The organism is Sphaerisporangium sp. NPDC005288 (assembly GCF_040607475.1).
GTDB lineage: Bacteria > Actinomycetota > Actinomycetes > Streptosporangiales > Streptosporangiaceae > Sphaerisporangium > Sphaerisporangium rhizosphaerae.
On sequence record NZ_JBEXGT010000056.1, the window covers coordinates 20,953 to 42,803 of the forward strand.

Annotated in this window: 20 protein-coding genes; 12 read left to right on the forward strand and 8 right to left on the reverse strand. The window is 72.8% G+C overall.

The window, feature by feature from the left end; all coding sequences use genetic code 11:
- Nucleotides 1-36: 36 nt before the first annotated feature.
- A complete protein-coding gene (gene vanY-N, locus ABZU32_RS35960; protein ID WP_354929877.1) occupies nucleotides 37-603 on the reverse strand; it encodes a D,D-peptidase/D,D-carboxypeptidase VanY-N in 567 nt (188 codons plus the stop codon).
- Between the two features lie 191 nt (nucleotides 604-794).
- Here vanY-N and ABZU32_RS35965 point away from each other — a divergent pair, with 191 nt between their 5' ends.
- From ABZU32_RS35965 to ABZU32_RS35975, 3 genes are read left to right on the forward strand one after another with little or no spacing between them, the layout of a single operon-like run.
- Nucleotides 795-1,469 (forward strand): response regulator transcription factor, encoded by a 675-nt coding sequence (locus ABZU32_RS35965; protein WP_354852627.1) that lies wholly within the window; start codon nucleotides 795-797, stop codon nucleotides 1,467-1,469.
- A 7-nt stretch (nucleotides 1,470-1,476) separates the two neighbouring features.
- On the forward strand, nucleotides 1,477-3,021 hold the full coding sequence (locus tag ABZU32_RS35970; protein ID WP_354929880.1) for a HAMP domain-containing sensor histidine kinase: 1,545 nt from the start codon (nucleotides 1,477-1,479) through the stop codon (nucleotides 3,019-3,021).
- Nucleotides 3,018-3,536: a GerMN domain-containing protein gene (locus tag ABZU32_RS35975; RefSeq protein WP_354929883.1), complete on the forward strand. Its 519-nt coding sequence runs from the start codon at nucleotides 3,018-3,020 to the stop codon at nucleotides 3,534-3,536. Before ABZU32_RS35970 ends, ABZU32_RS35975 begins: the two co-directional genes overlap by 4 nt.
- 155 nt (nucleotides 3,537-3,691) lie before the next feature.
- On the opposite strand, the gene ABZU32_RS35980 is transcribed toward ABZU32_RS35975, so the two are convergent.
- Together ABZU32_RS35980 and ABZU32_RS35985 are read right to left on the reverse strand one after the other, a co-directional pair.
- Complete coding sequence (locus tag ABZU32_RS35980) at nucleotides 3,692-3,982, reverse strand: hypothetical protein (RefSeq protein ID WP_354929886.1); 291 nt, start codon at nucleotides 3,980-3,982, stop codon at nucleotides 3,692-3,694.
- Nucleotides 3,983-4,029: 47 nt separating this feature from the next.
- Nucleotides 4,030-4,896: a LysR family transcriptional regulator gene (locus ABZU32_RS35985; protein WP_354929889.1), complete on the reverse strand. Its 867-nt coding sequence runs from the start codon at nucleotides 4,894-4,896 to the stop codon at nucleotides 4,030-4,032.
- 81 nt (nucleotides 4,897-4,977) lie between these two features.
- On the opposite strand from ABZU32_RS35985, the gene ABZU32_RS35990 reads away from it, so the two are divergent.
- Nucleotides 4,978-6,234 (forward strand): MFS transporter, encoded by a 1,257-nt coding sequence (locus ABZU32_RS35990; RefSeq protein WP_354929892.1) that lies wholly within the window; start codon nucleotides 4,978-4,980, stop codon nucleotides 6,232-6,234.
- A 36-nt stretch (nucleotides 6,235-6,270) separates the two neighbouring features.
- Nucleotides 6,271-6,657, forward strand: a complete 387-nt coding sequence (locus ABZU32_RS35995) for a VOC family protein (protein WP_354852615.1) — start codon at nucleotides 6,271-6,273, stop codon at nucleotides 6,655-6,657.
- Here ABZU32_RS35995 and ABZU32_RS36000 read toward each other — a convergent pair.
- On the reverse strand, nucleotides 6,591-6,857 hold the full coding sequence (locus ABZU32_RS36000) for an epoxide hydrolase N-terminal domain-containing protein (RefSeq protein WP_354929895.1): 267 nt from the start codon (nucleotides 6,855-6,857) through the stop codon (nucleotides 6,591-6,593). The two genes, ABZU32_RS35995 and ABZU32_RS36000, sit on opposite strands and share 67 nt — an antisense overlap.
- Complete coding sequence (locus tag ABZU32_RS36005; protein ID WP_354929898.1) at nucleotides 6,854-7,273, reverse strand: hypothetical protein; 420 nt, start codon at nucleotides 7,271-7,273, stop codon at nucleotides 6,854-6,856. The genes ABZU32_RS36000 and ABZU32_RS36005 overlap by 4 nt, the downstream gene beginning before the upstream one ends.
- A gap of 354 nt (nucleotides 7,274-7,627) precedes the next feature.
- On the opposite strand from ABZU32_RS36005, the gene argG reads away from it, so the two are divergent.
- From argG to ABZU32_RS36020, 3 genes are all read left to right on the forward strand, one after another.
- Nucleotides 7,628-9,076 carry an argininosuccinate synthase gene (gene argG / locus ABZU32_RS36010; RefSeq protein ID WP_354929901.1) on the forward strand — a complete coding sequence of 483 codons (1,449 nt, stop codon included), beginning with the start codon at nucleotides 7,628-7,630 and terminating at the stop codon, nucleotides 9,074-9,076.
- A gap of 220 nt (nucleotides 9,077-9,296) precedes the next feature.
- Entirely contained in the window at nucleotides 9,297-10,196 is a 900-nt protein-coding gene (sigJ, locus tag ABZU32_RS36015) for an RNA polymerase sigma factor SigJ (RefSeq protein ID WP_354929904.1), read from the forward strand.
- 141 nt (nucleotides 10,197-10,337) lie between these two features.
- The gene (locus ABZU32_RS36020) at nucleotides 10,338-11,327 is read left to right on the forward strand and encodes a pentapeptide repeat-containing protein (RefSeq protein ID WP_354929907.1); all 990 of its coding nucleotides are present in this window, start codon (nucleotides 10,338-10,340) and stop codon (nucleotides 11,325-11,327) included.
- A 111-nt stretch (nucleotides 11,328-11,438) separates the two neighbouring features.
- Here the strand turns inward: ABZU32_RS36020 and helR are convergent, their stop codons facing one another.
- The gene (helR, locus tag ABZU32_RS36025) at nucleotides 11,439-13,586 is read right to left on the reverse strand and encodes an RNA polymerase recycling motor ATPase HelR (protein WP_354929910.1); all 2,148 of its coding nucleotides are present in this window, start codon (nucleotides 13,584-13,586) and stop codon (nucleotides 11,439-11,441) included.
- A gap of 903 nt (nucleotides 13,587-14,489) precedes the next feature.
- Between helR and rox the strand changes: the two genes are divergently transcribed.
- From rox to ABZU32_RS36045, 4 genes are all read left to right on the forward strand, one after another.
- Complete coding sequence (gene rox, locus ABZU32_RS36030; RefSeq protein ID WP_354929913.1) at nucleotides 14,490-15,914, forward strand: rifampin monooxygenase; 1,425 nt, start codon at nucleotides 14,490-14,492, stop codon at nucleotides 15,912-15,914.
- A gap of 174 nt (nucleotides 15,915-16,088) precedes the next feature.
- Complete coding sequence (locus tag ABZU32_RS36035; protein ID WP_354929916.1) at nucleotides 16,089-17,825, forward strand: RNA polymerase subunit sigma-70; 1,737 nt, start codon at nucleotides 16,089-16,091, stop codon at nucleotides 17,823-17,825.
- A 154-nt stretch (nucleotides 17,826-17,979) separates the two neighbouring features.
- Nucleotides 17,980-18,498 carry a pyridoxamine 5'-phosphate oxidase family protein gene (locus tag ABZU32_RS36040; protein WP_354929919.1) on the forward strand — a complete coding sequence of 173 codons (519 nt, stop codon included), beginning with the start codon at nucleotides 17,980-17,982 and terminating at the stop codon, nucleotides 18,496-18,498.
- 61 nt (nucleotides 18,499-18,559) lie between these two features.
- Nucleotides 18,560-19,237 carry an alpha/beta hydrolase gene (locus ABZU32_RS36045; RefSeq protein WP_354929922.1) on the forward strand — a complete coding sequence of 226 codons (678 nt, stop codon included), beginning with the start codon at nucleotides 18,560-18,562 and terminating at the stop codon, nucleotides 19,235-19,237.
- A 171-nt stretch (nucleotides 19,238-19,408) separates the two neighbouring features.
- Here the strand turns inward: ABZU32_RS36045 and ABZU32_RS36050 are convergent, their stop codons facing one another.
- A complete protein-coding gene (locus ABZU32_RS36050; RefSeq protein ID WP_354929925.1) occupies nucleotides 19,409-20,947 on the reverse strand; it encodes an N-acetylmuramoyl-L-alanine amidase in 1,539 nt (512 codons plus the stop codon).
- A 187-nt stretch (nucleotides 20,948-21,134) separates the two neighbouring features.
- Nucleotides 21,135-21,680, reverse strand: coding sequence for a DUF302 domain-containing protein (locus ABZU32_RS36055; RefSeq protein ID WP_354929928.1), 546 nt, complete (start codon nucleotides 21,678-21,680; stop codon nucleotides 21,135-21,137).
- Between the last annotated feature and the right edge of the window lie 171 nt (nucleotides 21,681-21,851).

Sequence of the window (21,851 nt, forward strand, 5' to 3'; positions counted from 1 at the left end):
GCCTGTCGAGGTACCCGAATGGCACTGGGCCGGCTGCTATGTCCACTCGTCGTCGATGTGGCCGGCGCCGGGGTGGGGGTGTCGTCGGGGCGGAATGCCGCCGCATTCGGGGCGGTGCTCGAAGTGCCACCACTCGTTGTCGTAGATGCGGTACAGGTCGTAGCGGGCGCCGTGCCGCTCCAGCCAGCGCGCGCCTTCGTGGGGGCGCACGTCCAGCGCGATGCCTTTGACGTGGGGTGATTGCGCCGGTGGGAGCACGAGTGTTCGCGGCGAGGGGTGGGAGCCGCAGCGGCGCGCCTGTTCGTCGAACATCCGTTGCTGGACGAGGGGGTCGCGGTATCCGGAGGTGAGGCCGATGATCTGGCCGTGACGCCAGAGCGCCTCGGTGCGCGCCGCGGTGAACGCGGCCATGGCGCCGTCGGTGAGGCCGGTGAGATCCTCGGCGGGGAACCGCATGCTCAACGCCCAGCGGCAGGCCAGTTCGCGGGCGCGGCCGGGCCGGCGGGCGAACGCCGCGGGTAGCAGTAGCGCGGCGAGCATCAGGGTGACCACGGCGAACAGCCGGTCCCGGGGCCGAGGGGGGATCGTGTGTGGTTGGTTCATGGACGACTACGATTGGCGCCGAATGTGCCCGCGTTGTGCGCCGAATGTCATGGTTGGTCGACGGCGGCCGCCGTCGGCGCGACCGTGACACGACCATGACACGGCGCGGACGAGGCGGGGACACGGCCGGTCGAGAGTGGATGGAGTTGACCGGCGGGCGAGTTACGGAGCGTGCGGTGAAACTCGGCGGGGTGTCGCGGGTGCTGTTGATCGAGGATGACCCGGCCGTGCGGGAGGGTCTTGAACTGGCCCTGACCCGGCACGGGCACCGGGTGCGGGCGGTGGAGTCCGGCGAGCAGGGGCTGGACCGGCTGCGCACCGACCTTCCCGACGCCGTCGTGCTCGATCTGATGCTGCCCGGCATGGACGGGTTCGAGGTCTGCCGCCGCATCCGGGCCGCCGGGGAGGTGCCGATCATCATGCTGACCGCGCGCGGCGACGACATGGACGTGGTGGCCGGGCTGGAGGCGGGGGCGGACGACTACGTGGTCAAGCCGGTGCAGCCCAGGGTGCTGGAGGCGCGCATCCGCGCGGTGCTGCGGCGGATGGGGCGCGACCAGGCGGAGCTGGAGCGGCACGGGGAGCTGACCATCGACCGGGCCGGGCTGGTGGTCACCAACCGCGGCGTGCCGGTCAGCCTCGCCCCGACCGAACTGCGCCTGCTGCTGGAGCTGTCGGGCACGCCGGGCCGGGTGCACAGCCGTCAGCAGTTGCTGGAGTCGGTGTGGGAGCACGGGTATTTCGGCGACTCGCGTCTGGTGGACGCGTGCGTGCAGCGGTTGCGCGCGAAGATCGAGGACGACTCGGCGGCGCCGGTCTACGTGCAGACGGTGCGTGGGTTCGGGTACCGGTTCGGGCCGGTGTGAGCCGCCGGTGGCACCTCGACCGACCTTGGGGCTGCGTGCCCGGCTGCTGTTCGCCTTCGCGCTGCTGTGTGTGGTGACCGCGGCGGCGGTGGCCGGCGGGATCTACGTCCAGGCCCGCAACGACATCCTCCAGCGGACCCAGGATGCCGCGGTGCAGGTCATGACGAGCCGCCTGCAGGCGCTGTTCCCGTTGCGGAACCCGGCGCCGGGCCCGGCCGAGCTCGGCGAGATCGCCCGCGCGGTGACCGACCAGTACAGTTCCGCGGTCGCCGTGTACCACCAGGTGCGCTCGCCGGTCGTGCCGCTGCCGGGGCGGCTGGGGCCGGTGGGAGACGCGCCGCTGTCGGACTCCGGGGTGAGGGCGCCGCGGCCCGGCCCGCCGCCGGAGGGCAGGCCGGAGGGCAACGCGCCGATCCTGGATCCGGGGGTGATTCCACCGCCACTGCGGCGGGCGGTGGCCGGCGGTGACGTCGCCTGGCAACGCGTGGTGTGGCGGGGCGCGCCCGTGCTGCTCATCGGCACGCCGTTGCTGATCGTCGAGCCGGACGGGCCGGCGCGACCGTCGGGCATCGAGGTCTACGCCGCGCGCAGCCTGCTCGCCGAACAGCGCAGCATCGACGAGCTCGCCGCGCGGGCCTGGCGCACCGGTGGGGCGACCCTGGCGTTCGCGGTGGTGCTGGCGTTGCTGGCCACCCGCGGCGTGCTGCGCCCGGTGCGTGAGCTCGGCCGGGCGGCGCGCCTGCTGGGCGAGGGGGAGCTGCGGGCCAGGATCGCGGTGCGCGGCTCCGACGAGCTGGCCGAGGTGGCGCGCACGTTCAACGACACCGCCGCGGAGCTGGAACGGCACGTCACGCAGTTGCGCGAGATGGAGGCCGACGCCCGCCGGTTCGTGGCCGATGTGTCGCATGAGTTGCGCACCCCGCTGGCCGCGCTCACCGCGGTCGCCGACGTTCTGGAGGAGGAGGCGGCCGGGCTGCCCGAGCCCGCGGGCAGGGCCGCCCGGCTGGTCGGCCAGGAGACGCTCAACCTCACCGCTCTGGTCAACGACCTCATCGAGATCAGCAGGTTCGACTCCGGCGTGGCGGCCCTGGCGCTGAACCAGGTCGACGTGGCCGAGCTGGTGCGTGCCACCCTGCGGGTACGGGGGTGGTCGGAGTCGGTGCGCTCTGAGCTCCCGTCCGGGGTGTCGGCGCGGCTGGACCCGCGCCGAGTGGACGTCATCCTGGCCAACCTGGTCGGCAACGCTCTGCGGCACGGCGAGCCGCCGGTGTCTCTGCGGCTGTCCGCCGATGCGCACTGGATCGCCGTGGAGGTCCGTGACCACGGACCGGGGCTGGAGGAGGCGGTGCTGCCGCACGTGTTCGACCGGTTCTACAAGGCCAGCGCGGCCAGGGCCAGGTCCGAGGGCAGCGGTCTGGGCCTTGCCATCGCGCGGGAGAACGCGCGCCTGCACCGGGGCGACTTGACCGTCGTGAACGCCGTCGACGGCGGCGCGGTGTTCACGGTGCGTCTGCCACGCCGGGCGCCCGACTCCCGCCGGGGCCCCGAGTGAGGGCCGGGCCCCCGCGCCGCGTGCTCGCCGCGGGCCTGGTGTCGCTGGTCGCCGTGGCCGGGTGCGGCGTGCAACCCAGCGACGTCATCCCCGCCGGCGACCCGCCGAGCGGAGCCGTCGAGCCGATCACGGCGGTCACCCTCTACCTGGTGAGCAACGGCCGGGTCAGCGCGGTGACGCGGCCCGGCGGCCGGCTGTCCCAGGCCGACACCCTCGCGCTGCTGGCGGCCGGGCCGACCGCGAGGGAACAGGCGCACGGACTGACCAGCGACGTCCCGCCGCAGGCCGGCCCGTTCTCGGTGACCGCCGAACCGGCCGGCCGCCTGGTGGTGACCTTGTCCTCTCCGGCCGGTGAACTGTCCCGCCTGGCCGTGGAGCAGATCGTGTGCACGGCGGCCGCCACGGTGCCGCAGGGCCCGGTCGAGGTCACCGTCGCCGGCGCCGGGCGGAAAGAGCCGGCCTCGAGCACGTGCGCGCCTTTGACGCCGTCGGTGAGCGGGACGCCGTCGCCATAGCTGTCGTGAACTCGGCAACGTAGCGAAGGCCAAGGCGTGTTTCGGCGCTGGTCAACCGTCTCGTAGGTAGCGTTGGAGCGCTTGCTCTGGGGCCAGGCGGGCGGCGCGAACGAGCCGCGGTCCACACGGGCCGGTACGGCCGCACGAATGCGGGGTCAGACCATGCCGTTCTCCAGGCCGACCGATGCTTCACCGTTCAGACGATCGCGGTGAAGCGCCCCGACCTCGTCAGATCTGTGGTGATCGCGCCGCCGGCGCTCGGGGTCGGCCGTCGGAGCCTGGAGGAGAAGGCGGTCAACGCCTTCCTCCACGCCTTCCTCTACAAGACGAGGCTGGTAGCGGACCTCATCGACGGCAGGCCCGATGCCGTGCGCGCGGCGCTGAGGGAGAGCCTGGTGAACTGGTCGGCTCCCGGCTCCGACGTCGTGGACCAACTGCTGGACCATCTGACCGAGAACCACTCCGCCCCGGGCGCTTTCTGTCAGGTGCCGCGTCAGGTCCTCTGTTGGATCAGCTCCAGGAAGGCCGTGGCCGCCGGGGAGGGCCGGTTGTCCCAGATGAGGTGCTCCATCCGGGTGGGGGCGTCGCGCAGGCGGATGAGGCGCAGGTCGGGGAAGCGCGAGGCGTAGGCGGCCGGGAGCATGCCGACGCCGAGGCCCTGCCGTACCAGTTCGACCATGAAGTCGGCGGAGGACACCTCGAAGGGCACCTCGCGCCGCACCCCCGCGGCCGCGAAGGCCTGGTCGGACTGTGCCCGCCCGGCCGCGCCGGCGCGGAAGTCGATGAACGGCTCCTCCGCCAGGCTCAACAGGTCCACCTCCTGCTCCGCCCGGTGGTGGTCGGGCGCGACCACGGCGACCAGTTCTCCCGCGCCGAGCCGGCGGCCTTGGACGCCCTTCGGTTCGGTGTGGGGCGGCAGGCCGAGGAAGGCGACGTCGACGCGGCCTTGGCGGACACCGTCGATCAGGCCGTCGCTCCCCGCCGAGGTGAGGGTGATGCGCACCCGCGGATGGCGCCGGCGGTAGTCCTTCAGGGCGGCCGGCAGGTCGACGGCGGTCACCGTGGGGATGGCGCCGACGGCGAGCCGCCCGCGGATCTCCCCGCCGGCGGCCGCGACGTGCGACCGCGCGCGGTCCGCGGCCTCCAGGCACTCGCGGGCAGCGGGCAGGAACGCCTCTCCGGCCGGTGTCAGCCGCACGCGGCGGCTGGTGCGCTCGAACAGCCGGGCGCCCAGTTCCCGTTCCAGAGCGGCGATCTGATGACTGAGGGCCGACTGCACGACCCGGCAGCGCTCGGCCGCCCGGGTGAAGTTGCGGGTCTCGGCGACCGCGAGAACGTACCTCAGCTGCTGCAGCTCCATCCATCCATGATGGATCGCGATCGATCACGATGACAAGTATGTGTTGGACTCATCGATCGATGATCGCGCACCCTTGAACGCATGATGGTGACACTGAAGAAGACCGCCGTACACGCGGGAGGCCGGTATCCGGCCCTGAGATCATGGCTGGGGGTCTCGGCGATCACGGCCAGCCTGTTCGTCTTTCTCACCACCGAGTTGATGCCCGTCGGCCTGCTCACTCCGGTGAGCGCCGGCCTCGGCATATCGGTGGGGGTCGCCGGGCTGATGGTCACCCTGTACGGCGTCTCGGCCGGCCTGGGCGTCCCCTTCATCGTGGCGGGCACCAGGAGCGTCGACCGGCGGGTCATGCTGTCGGTCCTCCTGGCGATATTGACGCTGGGGAACCTGGTCACCGCCATCGCGCCGAACTATCCCCTGGTCCTGGCGACCCGGCTGATCATGGGATTCGCCAACGGCGTGTTCTGGGCCATCGGCGTGAGCATGGCGATGCGCCTTGTTCCCGGACGCCACGCGAGCAGGGCGGCCGCGGTGGTGATGTCCGGCATCTCGGTCGCCACGGTCGTGGGCATACCGCTGGGCACGGCCCTGGAGAGCCTCACCGGCTGGCGCACCACGTTCCTCATCTGGGCCGGCCTGGGGGCGCTGGTGCTGGCCGCGGTCCTCGCCATGGTCCCGTCGCTGCCCTCGGCGAACGCGGTCTCGGTGCGGGAGGTCTTCGCGCTCCCGGTCGGGAACGCGCCGCTGCGCCTGGTGCTGTGCACCGTCGTGCTGTTCGTGCTCGGCCATTTCGGCGCCTACACCTTCGTGCGCCCCTACCTGGAGGACGGCGCCTCCGCCACGCCGCTGTTCGTCACCGTGGTGCTGATGCTCTACGGCGCCGGAGGCGCGGCCGGGAACCTCCTGGCCGGACACGTGGTGAGCAGGAATCCCCGGGGCTGGTTCATCGCCGGCTGCGCGGGTCTTGTGGCGTCCCTGCTGTCGCTGCTCACGATCGGTCACTGGCGGGCCGGTGCGGTCATCTCGCTGATCGCCTGGGGAGTCTGCTTCGGCGTGGTCCAGCTGTGCCAGCTCACCATGACGCAGGCCGCCGCGCCCGAGGCCTTCGAGGCGGCGATGTCGCTCAACACCATGGCGTACAACACCTCCATCGCGCTCGGGGCGCTCTTCGGCGGGCTGCTGGCCGATCATCTGGGTGTGGCGAGCGTCGTCTGGTTCGGCGTGGCGCTGACGGCGGCCGCGGCGCTGCTCACGCTCGGCGCCCGCCGGCGGATCTCACCCGCCGTGCCCCGCGACGCGCCGGCCGCCGGCGAACAGACCGGATCCCTCCAGCCGTGAACCACCCATCAGCACGTCCAGAAAAGGAGATCGCCGATGCGCGTGACGGGCTTCGATCACCTGGTGCTCAACGTGAGCGATGCCGAGAGGGCGCTGGAGTTCTACTCGGGAACGCTCGGGCTCGCACAGGAACGGGTCGCCGCGTGGCGGGCGGGCCAGGCGCCCTTCCCGTCGGTGCGGGTCGACGCCGGCACCATCATCGACCTGGTGGAACGCCCGCGGGGCGAGTCCAACGTGGACCACATCTGCCTTGTCGTGGATCCGGTGGACTGGCGGCAGGTGATCGAATCCGGCGTCCTCACCGTGCTGGAGGGGCCGGTCCGCCGGTTCGGCGCGCGCGGAGACGCGCAGGCGATCTACGTGCGGGACCCCGACGGCAACACCGTCGAGCTGCGCTGGTATCCCGAGGACGCCGGGCGGTAGCCCCCGCCGGGGCGGGGGACGGTGCGCCAGTACGCGGCCGGTTCCTTCGGATACGCCGGCGGAACGCCCTGCGGCCGGCCGGGAACGGCGGCCTCGTCCGGCCACCGGGTGGCGTCGCGGCGCGCGGCCAGGCCGTCCAGGGCCGCGTGCGGAACGTCGAGCTCGAAGGGACGGACCAGCGCGTGCGCTTCCACGGTCATGCCTGGTTCTCTTCGTCCGGCTCGCCCGCCAGGGCTCGTGCGGCCGCGACGTCGTCGTCGTCCCAGCCCCAATGCCCCGGGCTGTGGTCTCGCTTGGCCTGCTCATCGATCCAGCGGTTATGGGTCTCCCAGGCCGCCTGCTTGCTGGTGCCCAGCGCGGCGCCGATCTGGGCCCACGATGCCCTGGCCCGGCGTGCGGAGCGGACCGACAGCTGGCGGCCGTAGACGGCCTTACGTGCGATCACCTCGCTCAGCGCGAGCATCTCCAGGGTCTCCTCACCTGTCAGCGGCACCGCGTCGGTCACACCGTCGTCGTCATCTGCGGCCGCGAGGGCGTCGCGCGTCCTCAACGCCTCATAGCGGGCGACCGCGGTCACCAGCGTGAAATGGCGTTCAAGGTCGTCAGGGGTCGACATGCCTCCGAGTCTCACGTCAAGCCACCTTGACGTCAAGTTGCCCTGACGAAATAAGTGTGCATTCCTCGGTCCGAAGCTCATCGGCCGGGAACTCGACCGCCACGACACCCTCCGGAGAAAGATCGGCCAACCGATCCGCGAAGGTGTCGGCGGGTGATAACTCCAGGTCAAGCCGTCACAGACAGCCCCGGACGCTCAGCGCACGATCTCGTGGGTGTGTGTTCGACCCCCTGCCCGCACCCCCGAACAGGACCCGAGCGGACGCGAGCGGGAGCCGTGGCGGGCAGGGCCGGGGAGGGGACACAGGCCGAAGGCTTTGCATGGTCATGCACTGGTGTGTATATACTTCTGCTCGTGTCCAAGGTTCTCACCTCCCTTCCTGTCGGCGAACGTGTCGGGATCGCCTTCTCCGGCGGCCTCGACACCTCCGTAGCGGTCGCGTGGATGCGCGAGAAGGGTGCGGTTCCCTGCACCTACACCGCTGACATCGGCCAGTACGACGAGCCCGACATCGCCTCGGTGCCCGGGCGCGCCACGGCGTTCGGCGCCGAGATCGCCCGCCTGGTCGACTGCCGGGCGGCCCTGGTGGAGGAAGGGCTCGCCGCCCTGTCCTGCGGGGCCTTCCACGTCCGCACCGGTGGCCGCACCTACTTCAACACCACCCCGCTGGGGCGCGCCGTCACCGGCACCCTGCTGGTGCGCGCGATGCTCGAGGACGACGTGCAGATCTGGGGCGACGGCTCCACGTTCAAGGGCAACGACATCGAGCGGTTCTACCGCTACGGCCTGCTCACCAACCCCTCCCTGCGCATCTACAAGCCATGGCTGGACGCCGACTTCGTCAGCGAGCTCGGCGGCCGCAAGGAGATGTCGGAGTGGCTGCTGGCCCGTGGCCTGCCCTACCGGGACAGCACGGAGAAGGCCTACTCCACCGACGCCAACATCTGGGGCGCGACCCACGAGGCCAAGGCGCTGGAGCACCTGGACGCCGGCATCGAGATCGTCGACCCGATCATGGGCGTGCGGTTCTGGGACCCCGCCGTCGACATCGCCGCCGAGGACGTCACCATCGGCTTCGAGCAGGGCCGGCCGGTGACGATCAACGGCAAGGAGTTCGCCTCCGCCGTCGACCTGGTGCTGGAGGCCAACGCCATCGGCGGCCGGCACGGCCTGGGCATGTCCGACCAGATCGAGAACCGGGTGATCGAGGCCAAGAGCCGGGGCATCTACGAGGCGCCGGGCATGGCGCTGCTGCACGCGGCCTACGAGCGGCTGGTCAACGCGATCCACAACGAGGACACCCTCGCCAGCTACCACACCGAAGGCCGGAAGCTCGGCCGGCTGCTGTACGAGGGCCGCTGGCTGGACCCGCAGTCGCTGATGCTGCGCGAGTCGCTGCAGCGCTGGGTGGGAATGGCCGTCACCGGCCAGGTCACCCTGCGGCTGCGGCGCGGCGAGGACTACTCCATCCTGGACACCTCCGGGCCGGCGTTCAGCTACCACCCCGACAAGCTGTCCATGGAGCGGGTCGAGGACTCCGCGTTCGGGCCGGTCGACCGCATCGGGCAGCTGACCATGCGCAACCTCGACATCGCCGACTCGCGCGCCAAGCTCGAGCAGTACGCCCAGCTGGGCATGGTCGGCAGCCAGCACCCGACGTTGATCGGCGCCGCGCAGGCGGCCCCGACCGAGCTGATCGGCTCGATGTCCGAGGGCGGCGCCGAGGCGATCGCCTCGCGCGGCGAGGTGCCCAGCGACGAGGAGCTGCTCGACCACGCCGCGATGGAGTCCGGCACCGACTGACCGGCCTCTGATCGACCGGCCTCTGATCGACCTGGAGCGATCGACCGACATCCGCCGTCCCCGGTCCGGGCCCGCGGGCGTTCGCGGCGGCCGCTTCACCGTGGCCGCCGCCCCTCGCCGGGACCGCGCGCGGGCCGGTCACCGGTTCGCGCTGGTGCGTCACACCCGGGCGGTCCGGTTCGTCATAGCCATGACGGGACGTGACCGGAGGATGTGACCGATGGAGCAGGACCAGTGGCTGGCGAGCAGGTTCGAGGGGCACCGCGCCCACCTGAAGGCGGTGGCCTACCGGATGCTGGGCTCCCTGAGCGAGGCCGACGACGCGGTGCAGGAGGCCTGGCTGCGGCTGGCCCGCTCGGGCGGCGACGAGGTGGAGAACCTGGGCGGCTGGCTGACCACGGTCGTCGGCCGGGTGTGCCTGGACATGCTGCGCTCGCGCACCTCGCGGCGTGAGGATCCGCTGGAGGAGCGCCTGCCCGACCCGGTGGTCGCCTCGGCGGCCGATGGCATGGACCCCGAGCAGCAGGTGATGGTGGCCGACGCGGTCGGGCTGGCCCTGCTGGTGGTGCTCGAATCGCTCGGACCGGCCGAGCGGCTGGCGTTCGTGTTGCACGACATGTTCGCCGTGCCGTTCGAGGAGATCGCCGAGATCGTGGGCCGCTCGCCGGCGGCGACCCGGCAGCTTGCCAGCCGCGCCCGCCGCCGGGTTCAGGGGGCCACCCCCGTCCCCGACCACGACCCGGTGCGCCGGCGCAAGCTGGTGGAGGCGTTCCTGGCGGCCGCGCACGAGGGCGACTTCGCCACGCTGCTGTCCACCCTGGACCCCGACGTGGTGCTGCGCGTGGACGCCGGCGCGGCCTCCGGCGGGCTGCGCGTCGTCCGCGGCGCCGAGGCGGTCGCCGGGCAGGCGCTCACCTTCCACCGGCTGTCGGGCGGCACGGCCACCATCCTGCCCGCCGTGGTCAACGGCACGGCCGGGGTCGTCAGCGTCGTCCAGGGACGTCCGGCGTCGGTGCTGAGCTTCACCGTCTCCGGCGGGCGGATCGCCGCCATCGACATCCTGGCCGACCCCGACCGCCTGAGCGACCTGGACCTGACCGGCCTGGCCCCCGGCCACTGACCACACCGGCCCCTGCACTGACGGGCCACCACTGACCGGTCGCGCGGGGACCGCGCTCGACGGTGCGGGGACGGGTTCGACGTACCCTGGGAGCGCCGTACCGGAAGGCGGTGACGGCGGCGCACGAGGAGAACACGCACGGTGTCCGACAGACGAGAACACACCCCCCGCCCAGTGGTGGACGGCGGCCCGCTCGCCCTGCTCCAGGGCGACTGCGGCAGCTGTTTCGGACTGTGCTGCGTCGCACTGCCCTTCTCGGCGTCGGCGGACTTCGCGGCCGGCAAGCAGGCAGGCCGGCCGTGCGCCAACCTGCGGCCGGACTTCGGGTGCGGCATCCACGACCGGCTCGCCGACAGCGGATACCCGGGCTGCGTCGCCTATGACTGCTTCGGCGCCGGGCAGAAGGTCTCCCAGCTCACCTTCGCCGGACGTGACTGGCGGGCCGACCCGGGCGACGCCGAGCGGATGTTCGCGGTCTTCCCGGTCATGCACCGGCTGCACGAGCTGATGTGGTACCTCACCCAGGCGCTGGGGCATCCCCGGGCCGTCCCCGTGCACGACGAGGTCCGCCTGGCCCTTGCCGACCTGGAAAGGCTCACGTCCCGGCCCGCCGAGACCCTGGCGGAGCTGGACGTGGAGGAGCGGCGCCAGAAGATCCGCCCGTTGCTGGCCCGCGCGAGCGAACTGGTGCGCGCGAGCGCCGGGCGCCGCGGCAAGGACCGCCGGGGGGCCGACCTGATCGGCGCGTCTTTGCGCGGGGCCGACCTGCGGGCGGCCGACCTGCGCGGAGCCTACCTCATCGGCGCCGACCTGCGCGGCGCCGACCTGCGGCTGGCGGACCTGATCGGCGCCGATCTGCGGGGCGCCGATCTCGGCGGCGCCGACCTGACCGGCTGCCTGTTCCTCACCCGGCCCCAGCTCAACGCCGCCAGGGGCGACGGCGCCACCCGGCTGCCGTCCCCGCTGGCCCGCCCCGCCCACTGGCCGGCCACCGCCGCCCCCGCAGGCACCGCCAGGACCGCCAGGCCCGGAAAGCCCGGGGAGCCCGGCCTGCCCGACGTGTCCGGGGGCACCGCCGCGGCGGTCCGACGCGGGCGCCGCCCGCCGCGCCGCGGGCCGTCCGCCCGCTGACGGTCCCGTGACCGATGCCTTTGGCGGGGCCAGCGAGCCCAGAGGACAGGCCTGCTCTGTCGAGGGGCGGCGCGGGCATCCCGCACCGGTTTGGTGAAGGGCTGGCCGCTGTCAGGGGTGGGTGAGGATGACCAGTTGCCGGGTCGCGCGGGTCATCGCGACATAGCGGTCGACCGCCCCTTGCACGCCTTCGCCGAAGTTTTCGGGATCGATGAGGACGACCAGGTCGAACTCCAGCCCCTTGGCCAGTTCCGGGGTCAGCGAGCGGACGCGGCCCGTGGCCTGGAAAGTGGGATCGCCGATCACGCAGGCGATGCCTTCGGCGTGCGCGGCGAGCCAGGCACCGAGGATGGCATCCAGGTCGCGGGCGGACCCGTGCACGACGGGGACGCCACTGCCGCGGATGGAGACCGGCACGTTGGCGTCCGGGAGCACCGCCCGGATCACCGGCTCGGCCTGCGCCATGACCTCTTCCGGCGTGCGGTAGTTCACGCTCAGCGAGGCCAGGGTGATCCGGTCCAGGCCGATGCGCCGCAGCCGCTCCTGCCAGGACTCGGTGAACCCGTGCCTGGCCTGCGCGCGGTCCCCGACGATGGTGAAGCTGCGTGAAGGGCAGCGCAGCAGCAACATCTGCCACTCCGCGTCGGTGAGTTCCTGCGCCTCGTCCACCACGATGTGCGCGAACGGGCCGGCGAGCAGGTCGGGGTCACTGCCAGGCGGCGCCGTCGGGTCGACCAGGCTGTCTTGGAGGTCCTGGCCGCGGAGCATCGTCACCGCGCCTTCGCCGTCGTCGTCGGCTTCGAGCAGATTGTCGACGACCTGCGCCATGCGCGCGCGTTCGGCGGCGACCGCGGCCTCATGCCGGCGCCTGCGCCGTGAGGCCTCCGGGTCGCCCAGCCGCTGCCGCGCCGCGTCCAGGAGCGGAAGGTCGGACACCGTCCATGCCTGGGCGTCGTCGCGCTGCAGCCGCCGCACCTCCTCGATGCTGAGCCAGGGAGCGCATTTGCGCAGGTAGGCGGGCACCGTCCACAGGTCTCCGACCAGGTCGGCCGCTTCGATCAGCGGCCAGGCGCGGTTGAAGGCCGTCAGCAGCTCCCTGTCGCGGGTGAGGGATCTGCGGAGCAGATCGGCCGGGGTCTCCTCCTCGTGCTTGTCGACCAGGATGGTGAGCAGGTGGTCCCAGATCTGGTCGCGCGCCTGGTTGTGCGGGGTGCCGGGGTCGGGCGCCTCGAACGCCTCGGCCCAGTCCTCGGCGCTCAGCCAGATGTCCGACCAGGGGGTCGTGACCGTCATCCCCGTGGGAGGCGGGTTCTCGTAGAACCTGACGGCCGGATCGATCGCCTGCAGCAGCCGGGCCGACGACTTCAGCAGGGCGACCTGCGGATCGGTCTCGGCCGTCGCCGCGGCCCCCTCGGCGACCAGGTCGCGCAGGGTGCAGGTCTGCACGCCCTCCTCGCCGAGGCTGGGCAGGACGTCGGCGACGTAGCCCAGGTAGGGCTGGTGCGGGCCGACGAACAGCACCCCGCCCCGGCGGTGACCCAGGCGGGGGTCGGAGTAGAGCAGGTAGGCCGAACGGTGCAGCGCGACGACGGTCTTGCCGGTTCCGGGGCCGCCGTCGACGACCAGGGCGCCGCTGGACCCGGCGCGGATGATGGCGTCCTGGTCGGCCTGGATGGTGCCCAGCACGTCGCGCATGCGCGCCGACCGGTCGGCGCCCAGGCTGGCGATGAAGGCGGACTGGTCGTCGAGCGCGGCGTGCCCGTCGAACCCCTCGGAGGTGAACACCTCGTCCCAGTAGTCGCTGATGCGGCCGCGGGTCCAGCGGTATCTGCGGCGGCTGGCCAGACCCATGGGGTTGGCGTGGGTCGCTCCGAAGAACGGCTCGGCCGCGGGGGAGCGCCAGTCCAGCAGCAGCCGGCGGCCCTCGCGGTCGGTGAGCCCGAGCCGTCCGATGTACACCGGCTCGGGGTCGTCGGCGCCGACGATGTGCCCAAGGCACAGGTCCAGGCCGAAGCGGCGCAGCGCGCGCAGGCGCGCGGTCAGCCGGTGGATCTCCAGGTCGCGGTCCAGCGCCTGCCGGCCGAGGCCGCCGGGGGATCTGCGCTCGGTGTCGAGGCGTTCGGACAGCTCGGCGATCGACTGCTCGAGGGTGCGGGCGATGTCCGCGAAGTGCCGCTCGTCGCGGGCGATCAGCGCCGGGTCGGCCTTGGCCGCGAGGTGGCCGGGAAGGTCGAACGCGCTGGTGGTCAAAGGGTTCACGGTGAAGCTCCGATCTGAAGGTCGCCGGGCGACCATTGCGCGGCGCGGCGTACGGGCCGATGTGACCTCAAGGGGCGGCCATGGCGGACGGCGCTCAGCCTGGCGCCGAGCCCCGTGGCGGCCGTCGGCTCATGTCCTTCCACGGCGGCGCGCACCCCCGTACCCGCGCGCCCAACTCCCGCGACCGCACTGCGAATGCCACCGGCGGCTCGACGTCCCCCCGGCCAACCCATGCGTCGACAACGACACCCCCACTACGCGACTCCCCGTTTCCGCAGGTTCCGGCTTCGGCCCGCCATTGTGCGGCATGCCCGGGGTCTTGCCGCAAGCCCCCCGGTGCGCTATACGTTGAGAGTGGAGAGGCGCGGGCATTCCCCTTTCCTTCATTGACGTCCGCCGCGGACGGCCCACTTCTCCGCAGTCGCAGCCGCCTTGCCTTCGCCCACGCCGGGCGGCGGCGGGCATCGAAGATCCCGCCGCCTCGGGGTGGTCAGAGTCGAACCGTCGACCGTGGCCGGTATCTGCCGGGCCGCCACGCCGGATTCTGCCACGCGACCGCGCGACCCCCCTTTCGGCGCCGTGACCACGGGGCCGGGAAAAGGATTGGACGCGATGACGCCCGGGCTTGTAGCTTGCACTCGACCGTGACACCGCCCAAGGAGGTGAGCCCCATGAACGCCGTATCAATGTGGGTGCTCCCCCTTCCCGTCACGGCCGGGCGATCGAGGTAGGTGTCGCCGGGAGCGCCTCGCCGACAAGGCACTCCCGAAAGGCAACACCATGAGCTCTTCTCATTTCACCGCCGCGCCGCCGTCGAACGACAGGGCCGAGCCCGGCTCGCCCGCGGGCGAGGTCCCCGAGGTTTCCTGGTCACCGGCTTCCGGCGCCGATCGCGCGCCCCTCATGTTCGACGTGATCATCGCCGGCTGCGGGCCGACCGGCGCGATGCTGGCCGCCGAACTGCGGCTGCACGATGTGCGGGTCCTGGTTCTGGAGAAGGACACCGAACCGGTCTCGTTCGTCCGCATCGTCGGTCTGCATATCCGCAGTATCGAGCTGATGGCGATGCGCGGACTGCTGGAGCGCATTCGCCCGCACGGCAGACAGCGTCCCGCCGGCGGATTCTTCGCCGCCATCAACAAGCCCGCGCCCAAGGGCCTGGATTCGGCGCACGCCTACCTGCTGGGCATCCCGCAGCCGGTCATCAACCACCTGCTCGAAGAACACGCGATCGAGCTGGGCGCGCAGGTCCGGCGCGGCTGTGCGGTGGCCGGTTTCGAGCAGGACGACCAGGGCGTGACCGTCGAGCTGGCCGGCGGGGAACAGCTGCGTGCGCGCTACCTCGTCGGCTGTGACGGCGCGCGCAGTACGGTGCGCAAGCGGCTCGGCGTCGGCTTCCCCGGCGAGCCCTCACGCACCGAGACGCTGATGGGCGAGATGCGAGTGGGCGTGCCGCCAGAGGAGATCACCGCCAAGGTGGCTGAAGTCGCCCAGACCCATCAGCGGTTCTGGCTCAGGCCCTTCGGCGAAGGAGTCTACAGCGTCGTCGTTCTTGCCGCGGGAGTCAGCGATCGCACGCAACCGCCCACTCTCGAGGATTTCAGGCGACAGCTGCGCGCCATCGCCGGAACCGATTTCGGCGTGCACTCCCCGCGCTGGATGTCCCGCTTCGGGGATGCCACCCGGCTGGCCGAACGTTATCGGGTCGGGCGGGTGCTGCTGGCCGGCGACGCGGCGCACATCCATCCACCCACCGGCGGGCAGGGCCTCAACCTGGGCGTTCAGGACGCGTTCAACCTCGGCTGGAAACTGGCCGCACAGATCCGCGGCTGGGCGCCGGAAACACTGCTGGACACCTACCACGCCGAGCGCCATCCGGTCGCCGAGGACGTGCTGGACAACACCCGCGCCCAGATGGAACTGCATTCCACCGAACCGGGCGCGCAGGCCGTGCGCAGGCTGCTCACCGAGCTGATGGACTTCGACGAGGTGAACCGCCACCTGATCGAGAAGATCACCGCGATCGGCGTCCGCTACGACTTCGGCGAGGGCCCCGACCTGCTCGGCCGCCGCCTGCGCGACATCGAGGTGAAACAGGGCCACCTCTACGATCTGCTGCACCGCGGCCGCGGGCTGCTGCTGGACCGCACCGAACGCCTGAGCGTCGGCGGCTGGTCGGACCGGGTCGACCACCTCGCCGACCCGACCGCGGCACTGGATGCTCCGTGCGTCCTGCTACGCCCCGACGGCCACGTCGCCTGGATCGGCGACGACCAGCGGGACCTGGACGACCACCTCTCCCGCTGGTTCGGCGAGCCCGCCACCTGATCTCGCCCGACCAGCGGCCATCCCACGCAGAGATGACGAGACGGCGAGCGCACCTGCGGCGCTCCGGCGCTGCCGGCCGGGGCCTGCCGAGCGGCCGACGTTCTCGTCGGACGTCCGTTCCGGCACGCCTGTTCCAGAACGGCGTGCGGGGATTGATTTCGGTACGCTCGCCTCATGGGAAGCGGTGCTGCGCAGTCCGGGGGCCGGGTCGAGTACGGCTACGCGCGCGCGTCCGCGACCAGGCGGTCCCTGGAGCAGCAGCTTGAGGCGTTGCGCGCCGCGGGCATCCCCGCCGAACGCGTCCACACCGACGGCGGGACCGGCGGACGGACCGGCGGCGGGGCGCGTGACGGCTTGGAGCGGTTGCTGGCCGGGGCGCGCGCCGGTGACACGATCGTCGTGCACACCCTGGACCGCATCGGCCGCAACCTGCGCGAGGTGCTGACCCTGGTGGGGGAGCTGTCCGAGCGCGGCATCGGGGTGCGGACGCTGGCCGGCCCGCTGCCCGTCGACACCGCCGGCGAGGGCGAGGGCCGCACCGTCCGCCTGCTGCTCGCGCTGTTGGCCGACATGGACCGCACCTTCGCCGCCGAGCGCGCCGCCCACGCCCGCGCCGCCGCCGGATCGGCCGGGCGGCGCGTCGGCCGGCCCGTCGCCCACCCGGCCGGCAAGATCGAGCAGGCCCGGCGGCTGAAGGCCCAGGGCGACTCCCTGTCCCAGATCGCGGCCGAGACGGGCATCCCCAAGACCTCCCTGCACCGCTACCTCGCCGACGCCGTCCCGCCGGCGGGCGGGAATCCCCCGGCCGGGACGGGCGCCGGCGCGCGCACGGGCCCTGCCGGGCCGCGGGGCGAAGGGGAGGGGCCGGAGGCGGCGCGCCGGGCGGAGCGGGCGGCGGCCGTCGACGCGGTAAAGGGGGACGACGAGGCGGCGTTCGGCGCTCTGACCGAGCGGCACCGGCGCGAGCTGCAGGCGCACTGCTACCGCATGCTCGGCTCGTTGGAGGAGTCCGAGGACCTGGTGCAGGAGACGTTCCTGCGGGCCTGGCGCTCCCGCGAGGGCTTCCAGGGCCGCTCCAGCGTCCGCGCCTGGCTCTACCGCATCGCCACCAACGCCTGCCTGGACTTCCTGGAGCGGCACCCGCGCCGTCCCCTCCCGCGAGCCGCCGGGGAAGCCGGGCAGGACGGCGAGACGTCCCGGACGCCACCGGCCGAGATCCGGTGGCTGCAGCCGTATCCGGACCGGCTGCTGGAGCCGGTGGCCCCCGGGGAGGCGGGCCCGGAGGCCGCCGCGTTCGGCAGGGAGAGCGTGGAGCTGGCCTTCCTGGTCGCCATCCAGCACCTGCCGCCCCGCCAGCGCGCGGTGCTGATCCTGCGGGACGTGCTCGGCTGGCCGGCCGGTGAGACCGCCGCGGCGCTGGAGACGAGCGTCGCCTCGGTGAAGAGCGCGCTGCAACGGGCGCGGCCCGCCGTGCGCGCCCACCTTCCCCGGCGGCGAGAGCAGTGGGCGCCGTCGGCGCCGGTGACCGCGCAGGAGCGGGCGCTGCTGCGGCGCTTCATGGACGCCCACGAACGCGGCGACAGCGCCGCGTTCGCGCGGCTGCTCAGCGAGGACGTGCGGATGACGATGCCCCCGCTGCCGTTCTGGTTCCACGGCCGCGCGGCGGTGGCCCGCTTCGCCGCCGACGCCTTCGGGCTCGGCTCGCCGCTGCGTGGGGCGCGGTGGCGCGGGCTGCCGGCCCGGGCGAACCGGCAGCCCGCGGTGGCGGTGTACGCCCGGCCGGTGGGAGCCGGGGAGTACCGCGCTCAGGCGCTCAACGTGCTGCGGGTCGAGGACGGGGTGATCGCCGAGATCACCGTCTTCGAGGCGCGCCTGTTCCCCGCCTTCCATCTCCCACCTACGCTGCCCTGACCCCCCTCTGCTCTCCGCATCCCGCACTCGCACCCGCGGTCCTCTGGTGCGCCGTTCGTGACCGTCGCCACCCGGGGGCGATTCCTTCGCGGGCGCCGTGCCGTCTCAACAACGGACGGTCGCGGCACGCGCGGCCGGCGATGAGAGGGCACCGATGGCGATCGAGAACCGCGAAGATGTGATGGCGCTGCCGCAGGGGGATCTCGGCCTGCTGGGCAGCGAGGTGGCGCGGCGCCTGCTTGCCTCCCGTGAACTGGCCCGGGTGGCCTATGTCGCGGCGGACGGAACGCCGCGGGTGTTCCCGATGCTGTTCCACTGGACGGGCGCCGAGATCGTGCTGTCGACGTTCGGCGGCGCCAAGGTCGGCGCCCTGCGGGCCAGGCCCGACGTCGCGATCACCATCGACGTCGCCTCCACCCCGCCCGAGGCGCTGCTGATCCGCGGACGGGCGCGGGTCACCGACGTGGAGGGCGTCGTCCCGGAGTACGCGCTCGCCCTGCGCCGCTACGGCGGGCAGGAGCAGGCCGCCGCCCAGTTGGCGGCGCTCGACCACCCCGGGGTCACGATGGTCCGCATCGCGGTGCGGCCCGCCTGGGCCGGGGTGCTGGACTTCCAGACCCGGCTGCCGGGCGGCATCAGCATGCGGGACTTCGAGCGCCGGGGCCGGCGGTGAGGGCCGCGACCGGTCGCCGGGACGGCGGTAACGGGGACGGCGGTCACGGGGACGGGGCGGTATGACGACCTATGTGCTGATCCCGGGCGCCGGGTCCGGCTCCTGGTACTGGCATCTGGTGACGGCGGAGCTGCGTGCGCGCGGCCACGACGTGGTCGCCCCCGACCTGCCCTGCGATGACGATTCGGCCGGACTGGACCGGTACGCAGACACGGTGGTCGACGCCATCGGCGCACGCACCGGCCTGGTGGTGGTCGCGCAGTCCCTGGGCGGGTTCACCGCGGCCCTGGTGTGCGAGCGGGTGCCGGTCGACCTGCTGGTGCTGGTGACGGCGATGATCCCCGCGCCGGGGGAGACGCCCGGGCGGTGGTGGGCCGCCACCGGCTGGGAGCAGGCCAGACGCGAACAGGACGAACGCGACGGCAGGGCGCCCGATGACGACATCGCCCTGTTCCTGCACGACGTGCCGCCCGAGTTGGCGGCGCGGGCGCTCGCCCGGCGCCGCGCGCAGTCGGCCACGCCGTTCCTGGAACCCTGGCCGCTGCGCGCGTGGCCGGCGGTGCCGACCCGGTTCCTGCTGTGCCGCGACGACCGCTTCTTCCCGGCGGAGTTCATGCGCCGGGTCGTCGGCGAGCGCCTCGGCATCGTCCCCGACGAGATCGACGGCGGCCACGGCATCGCCCTCAGCCGGCCCGAGGAACTGGCCGACCGGCTGGAGGCCTACCGCGCCGAGCTGTGATGACCCGCCGCCCGCTCCGGACCGGCGGAGCGGGCGGGGCCCGGGCGGGCAGGGCCCGGCACGTGCCGGGCGTCGCGGTCGTCGCCGGTCGCGGGTCGTCGCCGCTCGCGGTCGTTGTCGGGGCGTCGCGACAGGCCGCGGCCGTCGGCGGCCGTCGAGGACCGCGGGTGGTCAGCGGCTGATGCGCACCGCGTCGGCGACGACGTAGCCGGTGCCGCCGGTCCAGCGGCTCACCGCGACCACGTTGTAGGTGCCCGCGTTGAGGGAGAAGGTACCGATCGAGCGCCACCCGCCGCCGCCGGAGCGCTGGTCGACGTACACCGTCTGGTTGCCGCCGGAGGCGGCGACGATGTACGGCGCGGAACTGTTGTAACCGGGGTCAGCGGGATACCAGACCTCCACCCGGTAGGTCCCGGCGCTGGGGATGCTCGCCTGGTACCAGGCCGGGTCACTGGCCGACAGCGGGCCGGCGTAGCGGTAGTCGGCGCCGTAACGCTGGGAGGAGTAGGTCGACACGCCCCAGTTGGCGCTGGCGGTGAACGCGCCGGCGGTGGCGTTGTCCACGGTGGCCGACCAGGTGGTGGCGCCTCCGGTGACGTATCCCATGTACTTGTTCCAGTCCCAGTACGGGCCGGGGTCGGTGTGGGTGGCTCCGGGCACCTCCGAGTGGCCGATGATGTGGGCCCGGTCCTTGGGGATGCCGTACTTGTCGCAGATGTAGCGGGTCAGCGCCGCCGAGCCCCGGTACATCGCGTCGGTGTACCAGGAGGCGTCGGTGACGTAGCCCTCGTGCTCGATGCCGATCGAGCGGGTGTTGTAGCTCCAGTTGCCGGCGTGCCAGGCGATGTCCTTCTCGCGCACCATCTGGGTGACCGCGCCGTCGGAGGAGCGCACGACGTAGTGCGCCGACACCTGGGCGCTGGGGTTCTGGAACCAGGAGATCGTGCCGGCGTAGGAGCCCTGGGTGATGTGGATGACCACCCGGTCGATGGCGTAGGCCGACGGGCGGCTGGAGGCGGTGTAGTTGCTGGAACTGGCCGCCACCCAGGTGCCGCTCGGGTAGTCGGGCGCGGCGGCGGCCTGGGCGTTGAGGTCCAGGGTGCGGGCGTAAGCGCCGCGGTCGGCGGTGACCTCGCGCGGGGCGATGCTCACACCGGCCGCGCGGAGTCCCCGGCCGAGCAGTTCGTACACCGTGTCGGCGTACAGCCGAGCCACCTCGGGGGTGGTGGCGTTGCCGTACCTGGCCACGGTGGGGTACCAGCGGCCGGCGTCCTTGCGGGCCGTCTCGTCCAGGCCGGCCTCCTCGGCGTAGGAGCGCAGCAGCGCGGCGGCGCCGTCGATGTTGGCGGCGGTGTCGGAGCGCAGTGTGGCCGCCGGACGGCCGGTGAGCTCGGCGGCCCGCTCCAGGGTGTGGGTGGTGGGGTTGCTGACCAGGTGCATCACGCCGTAGCCGCCGCTGGCGCTGGGCTTGCCCGCGTGCCCGTCCAGGTGGGTCTCGGCGTAGGCCAGGGCGACCAGCAGGTCGCGGGGGACGTCGTGGGCGGCGGCGGCGCGGGCGAACGCGGCGGCCAGGGCGGGCTCGGCCGGGGCGCTCGGCGGGGCGGCGCTCGCCGGGGCGGCGGTGAGCGCGAGCAGGGAACCCAGGGCCAGCAGGGCGGCGGCCAGCAGGCGGTTGGCGGCGGGGATCGATCGGCGTCCGGGGGGTCTCATGCGTGCTCCTCGGTGGGGGGTGCCAACGGGTGCACAGTAAGGAGCTTTCTGACAAATGTCGATAATTGACATTACTCACGAGTAAGCGGAAGATTTGTGCCTCCGCTTCCCGCTTTCCGCCTCATCCCTCCCGCCGCCACTCGGCCGGGAGCCGGCGACCGGCAGGGACGCCTCGGGTGTCAGGGTTTCAGGGGCGGGCGTCGTGCAGGAGACGGTCGGGCACCGGGACGCGGAGGTGGCGGAGCAGACGCGCGAGCTTTTCGTCCAGTTCGGCGCCGACCGCGGTGATCTCCGGATGCCCGAACTGAGCGAACTGCGCGCTCGGCTGCTCGATCGCGAAGTGCGTCACCCCCGCGGGGTACTCGTAGATCGTGGTGCGCAGCGGCGCGTAGAGCATCACCGCCGGATCATGGCGGAACATCCCCTCGGCGATGGCCGCGTTGCCCATGAGGTACTGCACGCTGCGCCACCACTCGCCCGAACCCCGCAGAAGCGCCCCGTTGTCGAGGCTCCAGAAGATCACGAAGCCGTGTGGCGCGTTCCGGTCGGCGGCGGCCCGCACGGCGGGCCAGCCGGCTCCCTCCGCCACGAGCCGCTCGTACACCGGCGCGTCGAAGGGGGGCACCGCCCGCTCGTATCTCAGCCTGAACTCCTCGAAGGGCATCCCGACGTCCACGATCAGCCGATGCGCCTCACGTGCCACGTCCGTCACGTGGGAGGTCTTGGCGGTCATCGAATGCTCCCTTCGCCGGTCACGGCCAGGGCCCGCGGCCGCGCGGTCCGAGGCCGCAGGCGGGCGGGCTCACCTTGGCAACGCTACGCCTGGCAGGTCCGGGGCATGACGAGCACCCGAACGGAAAGCCCCCGCCGGACACCCGATCTTCCGCCCGGCCGCGCCGCGCCG